Source organism: Streptomyces sp. NPDC048671, from assembly GCF_055587045.1.
In genome coordinates this window covers 223,044-238,811 of record NZ_JBVJHB010000003.1, presented here as the reverse complement: position 1 = coordinate 238,811, position 15,768 = coordinate 223,044, and the positions used below count along the sequence as shown (strand labels likewise).

Annotated in this window: 13 protein-coding genes; 7 read left to right on the top strand and 6 right to left on the bottom strand. The window is 71.0% G+C overall.

The features are described from left to right. Positions 1–72 precede the first annotated feature (72 nt). On the top strand, positions 73–2,460 hold the full coding sequence (locus ACZ6S6_RS07990) for a M9 family metallopeptidase (protein WP_362954671.1): 2,388 nt from the start codon (positions 73–75) through the stop codon (positions 2,458–2,460). Positions 2,461–2,502: 42 nt separating this feature from the next. On the opposite strand, the gene ACZ6S6_RS07985 is transcribed toward ACZ6S6_RS07990, so the two are convergent. Both ACZ6S6_RS07985 and ACZ6S6_RS07980 read right to left on the bottom strand, forming a co-directional pair. Continuing rightward, the gene (locus ACZ6S6_RS07985) at positions 2,503–2,892 is read right to left on the bottom strand and encodes a barstar family protein (RefSeq protein WP_362954669.1); all 390 of its coding nucleotides are present in this window, start codon (positions 2,890–2,892) and stop codon (positions 2,503–2,505) included. An 80-nt stretch (positions 2,893–2,972) separates the two neighbouring features. Next, positions 2,973–3,365: a guanyl-specific ribonuclease gene (locus ACZ6S6_RS07980; RefSeq protein WP_362954668.1), complete on the bottom strand. Its 393-nt coding sequence runs from the start codon at positions 3,363–3,365 to the stop codon at positions 2,973–2,975. A 272-nt stretch (positions 3,366–3,637) separates the two neighbouring features. Between ACZ6S6_RS07980 and ACZ6S6_RS07975 the strand changes: the two genes are divergently transcribed. Continuing rightward, positions 3,638–4,000 carry an ATP-binding protein gene (locus ACZ6S6_RS07975; protein ID WP_469704508.1) on the top strand — a complete coding sequence of 121 codons (363 nt, stop codon included), beginning with the start codon at positions 3,638–3,640 and terminating at the stop codon, positions 3,998–4,000. A gap of 69 nt (positions 4,001–4,069) precedes the next feature. On the opposite strand, the gene ACZ6S6_RS07970 is transcribed toward ACZ6S6_RS07975, so the two are convergent. Both ACZ6S6_RS07970 and ACZ6S6_RS07965 read right to left on the bottom strand, forming a co-directional pair. Continuing rightward, positions 4,070–5,149, bottom strand: coding sequence for a DUF2637 domain-containing protein (locus ACZ6S6_RS07970; RefSeq protein ID WP_362954664.1), 1,080 nt, complete (start codon positions 5,147–5,149; stop codon positions 4,070–4,072). A gap of 192 nt (positions 5,150–5,341) precedes the next feature. Continuing rightward, a complete protein-coding gene (locus tag ACZ6S6_RS07965; RefSeq protein ID WP_362954663.1) occupies positions 5,342–6,190 on the bottom strand; it encodes a (2Fe-2S)-binding protein in 849 nt (282 codons plus the stop codon). 145 nt (positions 6,191–6,335) lie between these two features. Here ACZ6S6_RS07965 and ACZ6S6_RS07960 point away from each other — a divergent pair, with 145 nt between their 5' ends. Beyond that, positions 6,336–7,097 (top strand): GntR family transcriptional regulator, encoded by a 762-nt coding sequence (locus ACZ6S6_RS07960; RefSeq protein ID WP_362954661.1) that lies wholly within the window; start codon positions 6,336–6,338, stop codon positions 7,095–7,097. Positions 7,098–7,132: 35 nt separating this feature from the next. Here ACZ6S6_RS07960 and ACZ6S6_RS07955 read toward each other — a convergent pair whose 3' ends face one another. Both ACZ6S6_RS07955 and ACZ6S6_RS07950 read right to left on the bottom strand, forming a co-directional pair. Continuing rightward, positions 7,133–7,918, bottom strand: a complete 786-nt coding sequence (locus ACZ6S6_RS07955; RefSeq protein WP_362954659.1) for a hypothetical protein — start codon at positions 7,916–7,918, stop codon at positions 7,133–7,135. 219 nt (positions 7,919–8,137) lie between these two features. Continuing rightward, the gene (locus ACZ6S6_RS07950; RefSeq protein ID WP_469704369.1) at positions 8,138–9,871 is read right to left on the bottom strand and encodes a PucR family transcriptional regulator; all 1,734 of its coding nucleotides are present in this window, start codon (positions 9,869–9,871) and stop codon (positions 8,138–8,140) included. Between the two features lie 262 nt (positions 9,872–10,133). On the opposite strand from ACZ6S6_RS07950, the gene ACZ6S6_RS07945 reads away from it, so the two are divergent. From ACZ6S6_RS07945 to ACZ6S6_RS07930, 4 genes are all read left to right on the top strand, one after another. Further along, complete coding sequence (locus ACZ6S6_RS07945) at positions 10,134–11,024, top strand: FAD binding domain-containing protein (protein ID WP_469704368.1); 891 nt, start codon at positions 10,134–10,136, stop codon at positions 11,022–11,024. A 2-nt stretch (positions 11,025–11,026) separates the two neighbouring features. Beyond that, a complete protein-coding gene (locus ACZ6S6_RS07940; RefSeq protein ID WP_362954654.1) occupies positions 11,027–11,620 on the top strand; it encodes a (2Fe-2S)-binding protein in 594 nt (197 codons plus the stop codon). Between the two features lie 3 nt (positions 11,621–11,623). After that, positions 11,624–14,008, top strand: coding sequence for a xanthine dehydrogenase family protein molybdopterin-binding subunit (locus tag ACZ6S6_RS07935; RefSeq protein ID WP_362954652.1), 2,385 nt, complete (start codon positions 11,624–11,626; stop codon positions 14,006–14,008). Positions 14,009–14,274: 266 nt separating this feature from the next. Beyond that, positions 14,275–15,732, top strand: coding sequence for an NCS2 family permease (locus ACZ6S6_RS07930; protein ID WP_469704367.1), 1,458 nt, complete (start codon positions 14,275–14,277; stop codon positions 15,730–15,732). Positions 15,733–15,768 lie beyond the last annotated feature (36 nt).

Here is a 15,768-nt window from a genome sequence, read left to right as displayed (position 1 = left end):
CGACCTCGGCCGCGCACCATCCCCCACGGCCGCGCACCGTCGCGCGGCCACCACTCCGCTGGGAGGCGGCACGTGAAGAACCGAACGGTTCGTCAGAGATTTACCGGGCTATCCACCGTGGCCCTGGCGGCCTGCCTGGGCGTCGGCATGCTCGCGGCACCGAGCCGGGCCTCCGAGGTCCGTCCCTCCGTGACGGCCGCCGCAAGCGCGACGGCCGCCGCACACAAGGCCGTCGACCCGTCCGCACCGGATCCGGGCGGCCCCGCCGCGCAGTCCCTCACCGCCCCCGTCCAGGACGCCGCTCACATAGGCGACAAGGCGCTGAAGCCCGCGGACCGGGCGCCGCAGACCGCTTCCAAGGACGCGCTGCGACGCGACTACGACGACCAGGGCACCTCCACCCCGAGCCACCGCGCCCCCTCGATGAAGTCGAAGGCCCGCTCCGCCGCCAAGTCGGCCGGAGTCGGCGCGGCCGCCGCCTGCTCGGTCGCGGACTTCACCAGCCGCACCGGGAGCGCCCTGGTGCAGCAGATCAAGGCGTCGACGACCGACTGCGTCAACACCCTGTTCAGCGTCAAGGGCAACGACGGCTACCTCGCCTTCCGCGAGGCCCAGATGGTCACCGTCGCCAACGCGATGCGCGACGCGTCGGCCGCCTACCCGGGCAACAGCAGCAACGGCATGCCGCAGCTGGTGCTCTTCCTCCGGGCCGGCTACTACGTGCAGTACTACGACCCCGGCACCGTCGGCAGCTACGGCGCCTCGCTGCGTACCGCCATCCAGGGCGGCCTTGACGGCTTCTTCGCCTCCTCGCACTCCCGCGACGTCACGGACGCCAACGGCGAGACCCTGGCCGAGGCCGTCACCCTCATCGACAGCGCGGAGCAGAACGCCCGCTACCTCTACGTCGTCAAGCGGCTGCTCGCCGACTACAACTCCTCGTACAACAGCTCCTGGTACATGCTCAACGCGGTCAACAACGTGTACACCGTGACCTTCCGAGGCCACCAGGTACCGGAGTTCGTCAGCGCCGTCCAGGCCGACCCGAGCCTGCTCGACTCGCTCGCCGGCTTCGCCCGTGACCACCTGAGCCTGCTGGGTACGGACCAGTCGTACCTGACCTCCAACGCGGGACGCGAACTGGCCCGCTTCCTCCAGGAGGCGCCGCTGGTGCCCAAGGTCCGCCCGCTCGTCACCGACCTGCTCGGCCGGAGCTCCCTGACCGGGCCCACCGCGCCGCTCTGGGTCGGACTCGCGGAGATGACCGACTTCTACGACGCGGCCAACTGCTCCGCCTACAACACCTGCGACCTGTCGGCACGCCTCAAGAGCGCCGTGCTCCCGGTCAACTACACCTGCAGCGACAGCATTCACATCCTGGCCCAGCAGATGTCCTCGACCGATCTGGCGACCGCCTGCACCAGTCTGCGCAACCAGGACGCCTACTTCCACGACGTGGTGCGGGACAAGGGCCCCGTCGCCAATGACCGCAACAGCACCATCGAGGTGGTGGTCTTCGATTCGAGCACCGACTACCAGACCTACGCCGGGGCCATCTACGGCATCGACACCAACAACGGCGGCATGTACCTGGAAGGCGACCCGGCCGCGGTCGGCAACCAGCCGCGGTTCATCGCCTACGAGGCCGAGTGGGTCCGTCCCGAGTTCCAGATCTGGAACCTGAACCACGAGTACACGCACTACCTCGACGGCCGGTTCGACATGGCCGGTGACTTCGACGCCGGCATCACGACGCCGACCATCTGGTGGATCGAGGGCTTCGCGGAGTACGTCTCCTACACCTACCGCGACGTCGTCTACGACGACGCCATCACGCAGGCCGCCGCGCACACCTACACCCTGCGCACCCTGTTCGACACCACGTACGACAACGCCGACCAGACCCGCGTCTACAACTGGGGCTACCTGGCCGTCCGTTACATGCTCCAGTCGCACCGCGCCGATGTGGACAAGCTGCTCGGTCTCTACCGCAGCGGTGACTGGAACGGCGCCCGCACCCTGCTCACCTCCACCATCGGCAGCCGCTACGACGCCGACTGGAACACCTGGCTGACGGCCTGCGCTGCCGGCAGCTGCGGCACCACCACCAACCCGCCCACCGACCCGGTCAACGAGTGCGTCACCGGCGACAGCCGCGAGCTCGGCCAGGACTGCGCCCGCAGCGGGCAGCAGGCCACCAAGGGCAACTACTCCTACCTCTACGTCTACGTGCCCGCCGGCACCGCCACGCTGAAGATCACCACCAGCGGCGGCACGGGCGACGCCGATCTCTACTACAACGCCAACGGCTGGGCCACCACGGGTGCCTACACCAGCCGGGCGACCGGTACCGGGAACGCCCACACGCTGACCGTCGACCACCCGGCGGAAGGCGCCCACTACATCAGCCTCTACGCCGTGCAGGACTTCGGCGGAGTGAAGGTCTCCGCGCAGTACTGATCCACCCCGGGGCACGGGTGCGGGCGACCGCACCCGTGCCCCTCAGCGCAGTCGCAGGGTGCCCGGAGCCGTCTCGTCCCGGATGATCTCCAGCAGCTGGTCGAACAGCGTCGGTCCCTGGCCCCCGTCCGCCTGTGCGAGCTCCTGCCGCAGCCGCGGCAGGTTGCTCGGGTGGGCACGGTCCAGGAGGCCGCGCAGATGACGCGCGGTCTCCTCGTGTCCCAGGGCGCGTGCCGAGAGGGCGTGGTCCCGCCACTCGATGACGAAATCGCCGTCGTCCGGCGTGCCCATCCCGCCTCTCAGACAGTCCGCGAAGGCGTCGAGACCGGTGCCGAAGTAGCCGCCGGGCCCGTTCACCGCCTCGCCGATGAGCTGCCAGAAGCGCTCCAGGCCGGTGACCTCGGAGCCGTTGATCACATAGGTCACGGTCATGGGGGGAGCGTACAAGTCCGATTCACCGGTGATCCGCGCCGCAGGTGGGGGGCTGCGGCGCGGATCCTTCCGGGGAGGGTTCAGCAGTGGAAGTCGACGAGGTCGAACGTCTCGTAGTGGTCGGAGGTGTAGTAGTCCTCCTGGGTCTCCTCGCCGGTGACGATCCTGCGTGCGCCGCGGGTCGGGGCGCCAGGGGTGATCACGGTGTACTCGTGGTAGTAGCCGGTGCTCTGTCCGGGCAGGACGCCTTCGCGGTTCTGGAAGACGACGCCGTCCTGGTCGTACGGGAAGGGGCCACCCGCATCGATGAGATCGAGGGTGTCGTGAGCCTGGGAGGGAAGGGCGGAGTAACAGATGCTGCCGACCGAGGTGGTGGACGCCGTCGCGGAGGTCGCGACCGTGCCGCCGACGAAGAGGACGGACAGGAGGGCGGCGACGCCGCCGAGCGTGGTGATCCGTGGGGGGATTCGCATACCCACCATGATGACGCGCGTAGATGCGTTCCCGTCAACGCCAACTCCAGTGACTTTTTCGGAAGTTAACCCGAACGGCGGCAGCTCCACGTCCCGGCTGTCCGATCCGTACCGGATGGCGTGGTTCCGCACGCCGTGACACGGCGGCAAGCGTGACAGCCCGTGGGCGGGGCATGCATTGCGTGAAGCGGTTCGATACGAGAAGGGGGCGATTCACTGTGCGGGCGGGGGAGACGATGGAGCGTCAGGAACTGGGCCGGCTGCATCGCAGGCTGGGCAGCGCGGATCTGGCCGCGATTTCCGAAGTGCGGTGTGCCGTACGGGAATTACTGAGGTACCGGTGGAAGGAGGAGCCCGCGCAGGTGGCTGAGCTGCTGCTCAGCGAGCTGGTGACCAACGCGCTGGTCCACACGGACGACGGCGCGGTCGTCGCCGTCAGCGTGGCGCCGCGGGGACTCCGGGTGGAGGTGAGGGACTTCGTCCCCGGGATGCCCGTGTCGCACGTACCGAACGCCGACGACGGTACGCACGGCCGAGGGCTGATCCTGGTGGAGAGCCTCGCGGACTCCTGGGGGATCAGCCCGCAGGCGCTGGGAAAGACGGTCTGGTTCGAGCTGGACGGCGAACGGCCCTGACAGTCCGACGGACTGTCAGGGCCGTTCATCGCCAACAGTGTTGAACACCTGCTCACCGGTCCGTACGGGTCAGCCGAACTGCTGCTCCAGGTCCTTCAGTTTCTGCTCCAGCGAGTCGAGCCGGGGCAGGGCCTGGGTGTCGTCCTCGGCAGTGAGGTCGACCGCTCCCGGTTCAGTCGTGCCCGGGTCCGATGCGTTCTTGGAGCTGGAGCCGCTGACGGCTTGCAGGGATGGCCGGGGTCGCAGAGGCAGCTGACCCGGCCCGGATATGGCGGGCTCCGCGACGGACTGCGCGGAGCCCGCCGAGGCGGTGATGGCCTGGACATCCACCTGGGCGACGCCCCGGCCCGCCCGGCCCCAGGCCCGGTTCTGCCGGTTCAGGGCCTTGATCTGCGCCCGGTCCAGCTTCTCCTGGTCCTTCCTGCGGAGACGGTTCTGCTCCTTCTCCCTGCGGTCCTCGCGCACCTCGTCGACCGCCTCGTCCAGCGTGCGTACGCCTTCGAGCAGCATCAGCGACCAGGCGCCGAAGGTCTCCCGGGGCGCGCGCAGCCACCGTACGATCCGGATCTGCGGCAGCGGGCGGGGCACCAGGCCCTGCTCGCGCAGCGCGGCGACCCTGGTCTGCTTCAGCGCCCGGTCGAAGAGCACGGCCGCCGAGAGCGACATCCCCGCGAAGAAGTGCGGGGCGCCCGCGTGGTCCAGGCCGCGCGGTGCGTGCACCCAGTTGAACCAGGCGGCGGCGCCGGCGAAGGTCCACACCAGCAGCCGGGAGCCGAGGGCCGCGTCGCCGTGGCTGGCCTCCCGGACGGCGAGCACGGAGCAGAACATCGCCGCCCCGTCGAGGCCGAACGGCACCAGGTACTCCCAGCCCCCGGAGAGGCCGAGGTTCTGCCGGCCGAAGCCGACGAGCCCGTGGAAGGAGAGCGCGGCGGCGACCGCCGCGCAGCAGAACAGCAGAACGTACGAAGCCGTGGCGTAGAGCGCTTCCTTGCGCCTGCGCCGGTCCTCGCTGCGTTCCCAGGTGTCGTCGGCCGCGGATGTGTCAGCGGAGCGCTTGCCGCGTGCGACCACCGCCACCGCCGCCATGACCCCCACGAGCAGCACGGCGCCCGGAAGCAGCCAGTCGAGCGATATGTCGGTCAGTCTCATGCGCGGTCCCTTGCGTCGCGATAGGGCGTGTCGGGCGCAATCGTGGCGGAGATTCCCGCAAGTCCAGACGGTTTCGGGGCAAGTGAATGCCAATGGGGTGGCTGAGACGCCGGATTTCCGCGATCTGGTCGAACACCCCTCAGCGGTGAGCCAGTTGTGTTCGATTCACGTCACCCCTGCGGGCGGTGTGGATCAGGGAGCGGGCGTCAGCTTCCGCAGCCGGTCGGCATCGCAGGTGCGCGGGCAGGTGACACAGGTGTCCTCGGGCCGCAGTGTGTAGAAGAGGCAGCAGCTCGCCCGGTCGCGGGTGGGCAGCGACTCGCCGTTCGGGCCGGTCAGTTCGCGGAAGCCGGCCGTGCCGACGTACGGCTTCGTGGTGCCCGGCAGGAGCGCCTCCAGCTCGGCCATCGCGCGCCGCTCCTCGCCCAGGAGGTGGGCGATGTACCAGAGGCCCTCGACGATCTCGTCCGTCGCCATGCCCCACAGGGCCCGCTTGCCGCGCCGCATCCGCGGGCCGAAGCCGTCGAGCACCGGTCCGAGGTGCTCGGCCACGGACGAGAGGACCTCGGCGCGCAGCGCGGCCTCGTCGGCCACCACCCGGGCGCCCGGCAGCGCCGCCGCGGGATCGTCGGGCAGGCAGGCGAACTCCCTTACCCGGACGGTCAGATGGCCCAGCGCCCGCTGGAACGCGACGTCCTCGACCGGGATCCGCGGCACCCGCCGGTGCAGGAACCACGGCACCGTCACCAGCAGACAGGCCGGCCAGGCGTAGCGGTGCAGGCCGAAGCTGGCGACGACGTCGGGCCGGGCCTGCTGTCCGTAGTCCCGCAGCACCTGCGCGTTGTCCCACGCGAGGAAGGCCTCCAGGGCGCCGCCGCCGGCCGCGAGCTCGTGCGCGCCCACCCAGCCGACGCCGCCCGGGGCGGACTCGCCGTCCGCGAGCACCTCGGCGCGCAGGCCGGGGAAGACCTCGGCCAGACGCGCGTACGCCTCGGTCACGGCCGAGGCTGTCGCTGCGGGGAGCAGGGCGGAGAGGGTCATGCGGGGACCACCGTATCGCGATCGTTTAGAGGTAAGCCTTACCTTACCCGACTTGATCGATGTTTGAACTGCGGCCTCCTCCGCTTATCGTGCACACGGGGCACGGCGCACGCGAGCCGTGCCCGCGCCGGCCGAGGAGGTACCCGTGGAGCAGGGCAGAGCGTGTGAGGAGGTGCGGCCGCCGTACGCGTCCGTCGCGTCCGTGGCCGCCCACTCGTCCGTCCGGGTGCCCGAACAGGCCCGCGGCGAGCACACCCACAGCGAGCCGCCCCCGCCCCGGGCCGTGGTGCAGCGGCACTCCGTGCGCGGCCAGATCCTGGAGGCCCTGCGCGCCGCCCTCGTCGACGGCGAGCTGATCCCCGGACAGGTCTACTCCGCCCCGGCCCTCGGCGCCCGCTTCGGGGTCTCCGCCACCCCGGTGCGCGAGGCGATGCAGCAGCTGGCCGTCGAGGGGGCCGTCGAAGTCGTGCCGAACCGCGGCTTCCGGGTCGCCGAGCGCGGCCCGCGCGAGCTGGCCGAACTGGCCGAGGTGCGGGCGCTGATCGAGGTCCCCGTCATGCTGCGGCTCGCCCGCACCGTGACGTCGGCGGGCTGGTGCGCCCTGCGCCCGCTGGCCGACGCCACCGTGGCGGCGGCGGCCGTCGGCGACCGGGCCAGCTACGCGGAGGCCGACCGGGCCTTCCACGGAGCGGTGCTCACGCTCTCGGGCAACGTACAGCTCGTGGCGGTGGCCGACGAGCTGCACCGCCGCTCCCAGTGGCCGCTGGGGACCAACCCCGTCACCCGCCGCGCCGACCTGCTGGCGGACGCCGCCGAGCACACCGCACTCCTGGACGCGCTGATCGCCCAGGACGCGGTGGTCGTGCAGTCACTCGTACGGGAGCACTTCACCGGCTCCGGGGGCTGACTCCGACAGGTGCGGCAGGGCCCCCGGGCGCGGTCTCAGTTCGCCTCGGCCGTTCCGGGGCCCGGCGGGTCGATGTGCGGGGCCAGCCAGGTCGGTACGCCGCCGAGCAGCCGGAAGAGCCTGCCCGCCTCGGCGCGCAGCCGGGTCGCCGCCTCGGGCTCCGGTTCGGCGTCCGCCATGGCGATGAGCGCCGGGGCCGTGCCGACCAGGTAGCCCAGCTCCTCCCTTATCCGCAGGGACTCCGCGAAACCGTGCCTGGCCTCGGCGAGTTCCCCCTCGCGCAGGGCGATCAGGGCGAGATGACGCCAGGTGGAGGAGAGGAGCAGTTCATCGCCCTGGGCGGTGGCACCGGCATGGGCCCTGCGGTACGCGGCGCGTGCCGCCTGCGGCGAGTCCGCGATGTTCTGGGCGATCAGGCCCCGCCGGAAGTCGAGCAGCGGGCGGCCCGCGGCGGCCGGGGCGAGCAGCGCCGCGGCCCGGCTCAGCGCCACCCGGGCCTCGTCGGCCCGGTCCCGCACACCGAGCAGCGTCGAGGCGTACGCGAGATGGCCGCGCTCGCAGGCGGCGGCCCCGCGCTCGGCGTCGTCGTGGGCCAGGGCCTCGGCGGTTCGCAGCGCGTCCTCGGCATCGGTCCAGCCCTGTCCCGCGTACAGACACCGCTCGGTCAGCAGAGCTGTCCGCTGGAGCGCCGCGGCCGGATCGGTGGCGGCGTCGTGTTCGAGCAGTGCCGCGGCGTCCGTCCAACAGGCGCGTGACCGCAACCGCCATACCGCTGTCTGGAGCGGCGGATCGTCATCTGCTGTCGTTCCGGAACCAGACATGGCGGTATACGCCACATTGCCCTCCCCGAGCGCGCCATTGAGCTGTGGAGAGTGTCCGGCCATCGAGGGGCGGCGTCACCCACCCCTCAACGGCCGGACGCTCTGAGTCTGGCCGCATCACAGCACGGAATGGCACGCCGGGCCAAGAGGTGGAGGCAATGTCAGGTGAAAGTTTTCACAATCGACGGAGGCCGCCGGAGTCGCGGGAGCCTCCGGGAATCAGCTCATACGCAGGGCGAGGAAGAAATCGAGCTTGTCCTCCAGCCGTGAAAGGTCACGCCCCGTCAACTGCTCGATTCGCCCGATCCGGTAGCGCAGCGTGTTGACGTGCAGATGCAGCCGGGCCGCGCAGCGGGTCCATGAACCGTCGCAGTCCAGGAACGATTCCAGGGTCGGGATCAGCTCCGCGCGGTGGCGCCGGTCGTAGTCGCGCAACGGGTCGAGCAGGCGTGCGGTGAACGCGCGGCGCACGTCGTCCGGGACGAACGGCAGCAGCAGCACGTGTGAGGCCAGCTCGTGATGGCCGGCCGCGCAGACCCGCCCCGGACGGGCCGCCGCCACCCGGCGGGCGTGCCGGGCCTCCTCCAGCGCGCCGCGCAGCCCCTCGGGCGAGTGCACCGAGGCGCTGACCCCCAGTGTCAGGCGGCCGTCGTCGGCCAGACCCGCGGAGAGCGGGGCGCGGACGGCGGCCAGCAGGACATCGGCGTGCAGCGCGGGATCCTCCCCGGAGGGTTCCGGGCCGTCCGGGTCCGCGGCGTCGTCCGCGTCCTCGGCCGGTGGGGCGACGGCGGGCAGCGGCACCAGCGCGACGGCCTCGTCGCCGGAGTGCGCGACCGCGATCCGGTCCGCGGAGTCGGGGCCGGTGACGGCCGGGTCGACCAGGATCTCCTCCAGCAGCGCCTGGGTGGCCGGGCCGCCCGCGACACCGGATCCGGTGGAGCCGGGCGCGCCCTGCTCGTCCCAGTCGACCCGGGCCACCACCACCTGCCAGTGCGGCGCGGTCCCGAGGCCGGGCAGCAGCACCGGCGTGGCCACCCGCAGCCTGGCCGCGATCTCGGCCGGCGGGGCGCCCGCCTGGACCAGTTCGAGAACCTCCTGGGCGAGCCTGCGGCGCACCGTACGGGCCGCGTCCCGCCGGTCCCGTTCGACCGCGATCAGCTGGGTGACGCCCTGGAGCAGGTCGAGCCGGGCGGCCGGCCAGTCGCCCGCGTCGGCCTCGACGGCGAGCAGCCAGTCGGAGAGCACCGACTCGCGCACATCACGGGAGGCCGGTACGGCACCCCGGCCGTTGTTCCGGATCGGGAAGAGCGAATACACCACCCCGCCGATCGTCGCCCGGTACGGGGCGCGGCGGCCGGAGCGGACCGCGGCCAGATGCAGACCGGCCAGCTCCGCACCGACCGGTCCGGGCAGCGGCACACCGGCGCCCGCGATCTGCCGGCCGGTGGGCGAGAGCACCCAGGCCTGAAGGTCCAGGTCGGAGCCAAGGAGATCGAGGACCACCTCCGGCCCGCCGCCCGAAGGTCCCGAGGTCATCAGCCGGCGGTGCCGGTCGACGACCGCCGCCAGATCGCCGGCGCGCTCGCCGGACACCTGGCGGACCACATGTTCGGTGATCGTTGCGAATGCGACGGTCTCGTTGACGGCGAAGAGCGGCAGCCGGTGCCGGCCGCACGCCTCGACCAGATCGGCCGGGATGTCGCCGAGCTCCGCCTCGCCCGCCGCGAGCCCGGCCACGCCGGCTCCCGCGAGGATCCGTACGAAGGGCTCGGAGTCCGTACCGTCCCGGCGCCAGGCCAGTCCGGTCAGGACCAGCTCGCCGCCCGTCAGATAACGGCTGGGGTCCCGCAGGTCCGTGGTCATCACGCCGCGGACCGACCGGTCCAGCTCCTCGTCGCCGCCGAGCAGCCGCAGGCCCAGCGCGTCGGTCTCCAGCAGTGCGCGCAGCCGCATCTCGTCGCCGCCGATCTCTTTCGTTGGTGCGGGTGAAAACTGGGTGTTGCGGTGAGGTCACAGAGACCCGTCATTCGTTCGAATCTACAAGACGAGGACGAAGACCAGCCAACTCCTTCATGGTTTCGGTGACTGCACCAGGTGGAGCAGGGCTTGTGTACTGGGCCACACAACGCGTTAACAACGTATGAACAACCAGTCGAGGGCCGGCCGTCCCCAGCCCCAGCGAACGCGAACGACCCGATTGAGAAGAGAGCCACTCATGGACTTCCTTCGCCCCGCCAGCTGGGAGGAGGCGCTCGCCGCCAAGGCCGAGCACCCTACGGCCGTGCCCATCGCGGGCGGCACCGATGTGATGGTCGAGATCAACTTCGACCACCGGCGGCCCGAGTACCTCCTGGACCTGAACCGCATCGGTGAGCTGTCCGAGTGGGAGGTGGGCCAGGAGAACGTACGGCTCGGCGCCTCTGTCCCGTACAGCGACATCATGGAGCACCTGCGGGCCGAGCTGCCCGGTCTGGCGCTCGCCTCGCACACCGTCGCCTCGCCGCAGATCCGCAACCGCGGCGGCGTCGGCGGCAACCTGGGCACCGCCTCGCCCGCCGGGGACGCGCACCCGGCGCTGCTCGCCGCGGGCGCCGAGGTGGAGGCCGAGTCCGTCCGCGGAACGCGGCTGATCCCCATCGACGCCTTCTACACCGGCGTCAAGCGCAACGCCCTCGAACCCGACGAGCTGATCCGGGCCGTGCACATCAAGAAGGCCGACGGGCCGCAGCAGTACTCCAAGGTCGGCACCCGCAACGCGATGGTCATCGCCGTCTGCGCCTTCGGCCTGGCCCTGCACCCCGAGACCCGCACGGTCCGCACCGGCATCGGATCCGCCGCCCCGACACCCGTACGGGCCAAGGAGGCCGAGGCGTTCCTGAACGCCGCCCTTGAGGAGGGCGGGTTCTGGGACAGCCGCACGATCATCACACCGTCCGTCGCCAAGCAGTTCGCCACGCTCGCCGCGGCCGCCTGCAACCCGATCGACGACGTGCGCGGCACCGCGAGCTACCGCAGGCACGCGGTCGGGATCATGGCCCGCCGGACCCTCGGCTGGACCTGGGAGTCGTACCGCGGTGATGGCCGCGGCACCGAAGGAGCTGCCTGATCATGCGCGTCAATTTCACGGTCAACGGGCGCAGGCACGAGGCCGACGACGTCTGGGAGGGCGAGTCCCTCCTCTACGTGCTGCGTGAGCGGATGGGCCTGCCCGGCTCCAAGAACGCCTGCGAGCAGGGCGAGTGCGGTTCCTGCACCGTCCGCCTCGACGGCGTTCCGGTCTGCTCCTGCCTGGTCGCCGCCGGCCAGGCCGAGGGCCGCGAGGTCGTCACCGTAGAAGGTCTCGCCGACTTCGCCGCCCACCGCTCCGAGGCCCACCCCGGCACCGGCTGCGCCTCCGGCGCCTGCGGCACCACGGTCGACAAGGCCCGCCGCTGGGAGGCCAAGCCGTCCGGCGACGAGACCCGCGACACCGGCGAGCTCTCCCCGATCCAGCAGGCGTTCATCGACGCCGGAGCCGTCCAGTGCGGCTTCTGCACCCCCGGCCTGCTGGTCGCGGCCGACGAACTCCTGGAGCGCACCCCGGACCCGTCCGACGCGGACATCCGCGAGGCGCTCTCCGGCAACCTCTGCCGCTGCACCGGCTACGAGAAGATCCTCGACGCGGTCCGCCTGGCGGCCGCCCGAGCGGAAGAGACGGTCTAGACGATGGGCGTTACCGGATCCCCCTCCAATATCAACCAGGCCACCCGCACCAAGGGCGGCATCGGCGAGTCCACGCTGCGCCCCGACGGCATCCTGAAGGTCACCGGCGAGTTCGCGTACTCCTCCGACATGTGGCACGAGGACATGCTCTGGGGCCATACGCTGCGCTCCACCGTCGCGCACGCCGAGATCGCCTCGATCGACACCTCCGAGGCACTCGCCACCCCGGGCGTCTACGCCGTGCTCACCTACGACGACCTGCCGACCGAGGTGAAGAACTACGGCCTGGAGTTCCAGGACACCCCCGTGCTCGCCCACGGCAAGGTGCGTCACCACGGCGAGCCCGTCGCGATCGTCGCCGCCGACCACCCCGAGACCGCCCGCCGCGCCGCCGCGAAGATCAGGATCGACTACCGCGAACTCCCGGTCATCACCGACGAGGCCTCCGCGACCGCCCCCGGCGCGATCCTCGTCCACGAGGGCCGCGACGATCACCACGCCGGGCACGTACCGCACCCCAACATCGTCCACCGCCAGCCCATCGTCCGCGGCGACGCGGATGCGGCCAGGGCCCGCGCCGATGTGGTGGTCAGTGGCGAGTACGTCTTCGGCATGCAGGACCAGGCCTTCCTCGGCCCCGAGTCCGGCCTGGCCGTACCGTCCGAGGACGGCGGTGTCGACCTGTACGTCGCCACCCAGTGGCTGCACTCCGACCTCCGCCAGATCGCCCCCGTCCTCGGCCTGCCCGAGGACAAGGTCCGCATGACGCTCTCCGGCGTCGGCGGCGCTTTCGGCGGCCGCGAGGACCTGTCGATGCAGATCCACGCCTGCCTGCTGGCGCTGCGCACCGGCAAGCCGGTGAAGATCGTCTACAACCGCTTCGAGTCCTTCTTCGGACACGTACACCGCCACCCCGCCAAGCTCTGGTACGAGCACGGCGCGACCCGTGACGGCAAGCTCACCCACATGAAGTGCCGCATCGTGCTGGACGGCGGCGCCTACGCCTCCGCCTCCCCGGCCGTCGTCGGCAACGCCTCCTCGCTGGCCGTCGGCCCGTACGTCATCGAGGACGTCGACATCGAGGCGCTGGCCCTCTACACCAACAACCCGCCGTGCGGCGCGATGCGCGGCTTCGGCGCCGTCCAGGCCTGCTTCGCCTACGAGGCGCAGATGGACAAGGTCGCCGCCGAACTCGGCATGGACCCCGTCGAGTTCAGACAGCTGAACGCCATGGAGCAGGGCACCCTGCTGCCCACCGGGCAGCGCGTCGACTCACCCGCACCCGTCGCCGAGCTGCTGCGCCGGGTCAAGGCCAGGCCGATGCCGCCCGAACGGCAGTGGGAGAGCGCCGGTGAGCACCCCGACGTACGCGCGCTGCCCGGCGGACTGTCCAACACCACCCACGGCGAAGGCGTCGTACGCGGCGTCGGCTACGCGGTCGGCCTGAAGAACGTCGGCTTCTCGGAGGGCTTCGACGACTACTCCACCGCCAGGGTGCGCATGGAGGTCATCGGCGGCGTACCCGTCGCGACCGTGCACACCGCCATGGCGGAGGTCGGCCAGGGCGGCGTCACCGTGCACGCCCAGATCGCCCGTACCGAACTGGGCGTCTCGCAGGTCACCATCCACCCGGCCGACACCCGGGTCGGTTCGGCCGGCTCCACCTCCGCGTCCCGCCAGACCTACGTCACCGGCGGCGCCGTGAAGAACTCCTGCGAGGCCGTCCGCGAACAGGTCCTGGAGATCGGCCGCCGCAAGTTCGGGACGTACCACCCCGCCTGGGCCACCGCCGAACTCCTCCTGGAGGGCGGCAAGGTCGTCACCGACGGCGGCGAGGTGCTGGCCGATCTGGCCGATGTGCTGGAGGACGAGGCGGTCGACGTCGAGCTGGAGTGGCGCCACCGGCCCACCGAGGCCTTCGACCTGCGCACCGGACAGGGCAACGGCCACGTCCAGTACTCATTCGCCGCCCACCGCGCCGTCGTCGAGGTCGACACCGAACTCGGCCTGGTCAAGGTCATCGAACTGGCCTGCGCCCAGGACGTCGGCAAGGCGCTCAACCCGCTGTCGGTCCTCGGGCAGATCCAGGGCGGCACCCTCCAGGGCATGGGCGTCGCCGTCATGGAGGAGATCATCGTCGACCCGAAGACCGCGAAGGTGCGCAACCCGTCCTTCACGGACTACCTGCTGCCCACCATCCTCGACACCCCGACCATCCCGGTCGACGTGCTCGAACTGGCCGACGACCACGCCCCGTACGGGCTCCGTGGCGTCGGCGAGGCCCCCACCCTGTCGTCCACCCCGGCCGTCCTCGCGGCGATCCGGAACGCGACGGGACTGGAGCTCAACCGGACGCCGGTGCGACCCGAACACATCACCGGCAGCTGACCCGGGCTCCTCCACAGCTCTCCGGGCGGTGCGCGCCTCCAGGGAACGTCACACTTCCTCCGCCCGCACCGCCCGGAGAAACCGAGCTCCGCACCGCTCGCGGCTCCTGACCGGAACCACCGGAGAAGCAGTACCCGTACATCCACTCTGCATGAACAGTTCGCCTCGGGCCGTCCCCCGGGTCGTGCCGCCCGCGCAGTCATCCCAAATCCCGCATCTCGATTCTCCATCGCGGGTGCCCCTGTGAACCTTGGGAGTCAGGCATCATGACCCAGCAGTCAGTGGAGCCCACGACCACCGCGGAGGAAGCGGGCCCCGGCTCGCGCGTCCCCGCCGGCAGATCGTGGCTCGACCGGTACTTTCACATATCCGAGCGCGGATCGACCGTCGCACGCGAAGTGCGCGGCGGTGTCACGACCTTCATGGCCATGGCGTACATCCTGCTGCTCAATCCACTCGTCCTCGGCGGCAAGGACGTGGACGGCAACCTCCTGAGCCAGCCGGGCCTGATCACCGCCACCGCGCTCGCGGCGGCGGCGGCGACCCTGCTGATGGGGTTCGTCGGCAAGGTTCCCCTCGCGCTCGCCGCGGGGCTCAGCGTCTCCGGTGTCCTGTCCTCACAGGTCGCCCCCGAAATGACCTGGCCGCAGGCCATGGGCATGTGCGTGATGTACGGCCTGGTGATCTGCCTCCTGGTGGTCACCGGTCTGCGTGAGCTGATCATGAACGCGATCCCGCTCGCGCTGAAGCACGGCATCACCATGGGCATCGGACTGTTCATCGCGCTCATCGGCCTCTACAAGGCCGGATTCGTGGGCAAGGGCGCCGGAACCCCGGTGACCCTCGGCCCGGCCGGTGAACTCGCCGGCTGGCCCGTCCTCGTCTTCGCCGTGACGCTGCTGCTCATCTTCATGCTCCAGGCCCGCAACATCCCCGGCGCGATCCTGATCGGCATCGTCGTCGGCACCGTGGTCGCCATCGTGATCAACAAGCTCGCCGACGTCGACCCGAAGATCTGGAGCAGCGGCCCGCCCGAGCTCAACGGTTCCGCGGTCTCCTCGCCGGACTTCTCGCTCTTCGGGGACGTCCAGTTCGGCGGCTGGGGCGACGTCGGCGCGATGACCGTCGGCTTCATCGTCTTCACCCTCGTGCTGGCCGGCTTCTTCGACGCGATGGCCACCATCATCGGTGTCGGTACGGAGGCCAAGCTCGCCGACGACAAGGGGCGGATGCCGGGCCTGTCCAAGGCGCTGTTCATCGACGGCGCCGGCGGTGCGATCGGCGGCATCGCCGGTGGCTCCGGGCAGACGGTCTTCGTGGAGTCGGCGACCGGAGTCGGGGAGGGAGCCCGTACCGGACTCGCCTCCGTCGTCACCGGCCTCTTCTTCGCGGCCTGTCTCTTCTTCACCCCGCTCACGGCGATCGTGCCGGCCGAGGTGGCGTCCGCCGCCCTGGTCGTCATCGGCGCCATGATGATGCAGAACGCCCGCCACGTGGACTGGAGCGACCGTGCTGTCGCCATCCCGGTCTTCCTCACCGTGGTCCTGATGCCGTTCACGTACACCATCACCACCGGTGTGGCGGCAGGTGTCATCTCCTGGGTCGCGATCAAGGTCGCCCAGGGCCGGGCCCGCGAGATCGGGGCCTTCATGTGGGGGCTGACGGTGATCTTCATCGTCTACTTCGCGCTCCACCCGCTCGAAAGCTGGCTGGGCGTCAGCTGACGCCCGCCCCTCCACACATCCGTCAAGGAGACCGAG

What these genes read in the sequence shown, in the direction of transcription:
- ACZ6S6_RS07950 (WP_469704369.1), bottom strand. Translation starts at nt 9,871, where the DNA reads ATGCGGCTGCGCGCACTGCTGGAGACCGACGCGCTGGGCCTGCGGCTG.
- ACZ6S6_RS07940 (WP_362954654.1), top strand. Translation starts at nt 11,027, where the DNA reads ATGCGCGTCAATTTCACGGTCAACGGGCGCAGGCACGAGGCCGACGAC.
- ACZ6S6_RS07955 (WP_362954659.1), bottom strand. Translation starts at nt 7,918, where the DNA reads ATGTCTGGTTCCGGAACGACAGCAGATGACGATCCGCCGCTCCAGACA.
- ACZ6S6_RS07985 (WP_362954669.1), bottom strand. Translation starts at nt 2,892, where the DNA reads ATGACCGTGACCTATGTGATCAACGGCTCCGAGGTCACCGGCCTGGAG.
- ACZ6S6_RS07970 (WP_362954664.1), bottom strand. Translation starts at nt 5,149, where the DNA reads ATGAGACTGACCGACATATCGCTCGACTGGCTGCTTCCGGGCGCCGTG.
- ACZ6S6_RS07930 (WP_469704367.1), top strand. Translation starts at nt 14,275, where the DNA reads ATGACCCAGCAGTCAGTGGAGCCCACGACCACCGCGGAGGAAGCGGGC.
- ACZ6S6_RS07945 (WP_469704368.1), top strand. Translation starts at nt 10,134, where the DNA reads ATGGACTTCCTTCGCCCCGCCAGCTGGGAGGAGGCGCTCGCCGCCAAG.
- ACZ6S6_RS07965 (WP_362954663.1), bottom strand. Translation starts at nt 6,190, where the DNA reads ATGACCCTCTCCGCCCTGCTCCCCGCAGCGACAGCCTCGGCCGTGACC.
- ACZ6S6_RS07935 (WP_362954652.1), top strand. Translation starts at nt 11,624, where the DNA reads ATGGGCGTTACCGGATCCCCCTCCAATATCAACCAGGCCACCCGCACC.
- ACZ6S6_RS07980 (WP_362954668.1), bottom strand. Translation starts at nt 3,365, where the DNA reads ATGCGAATCCCCCCACGGATCACCACGCTCGGCGGCGTCGCCGCCCTC.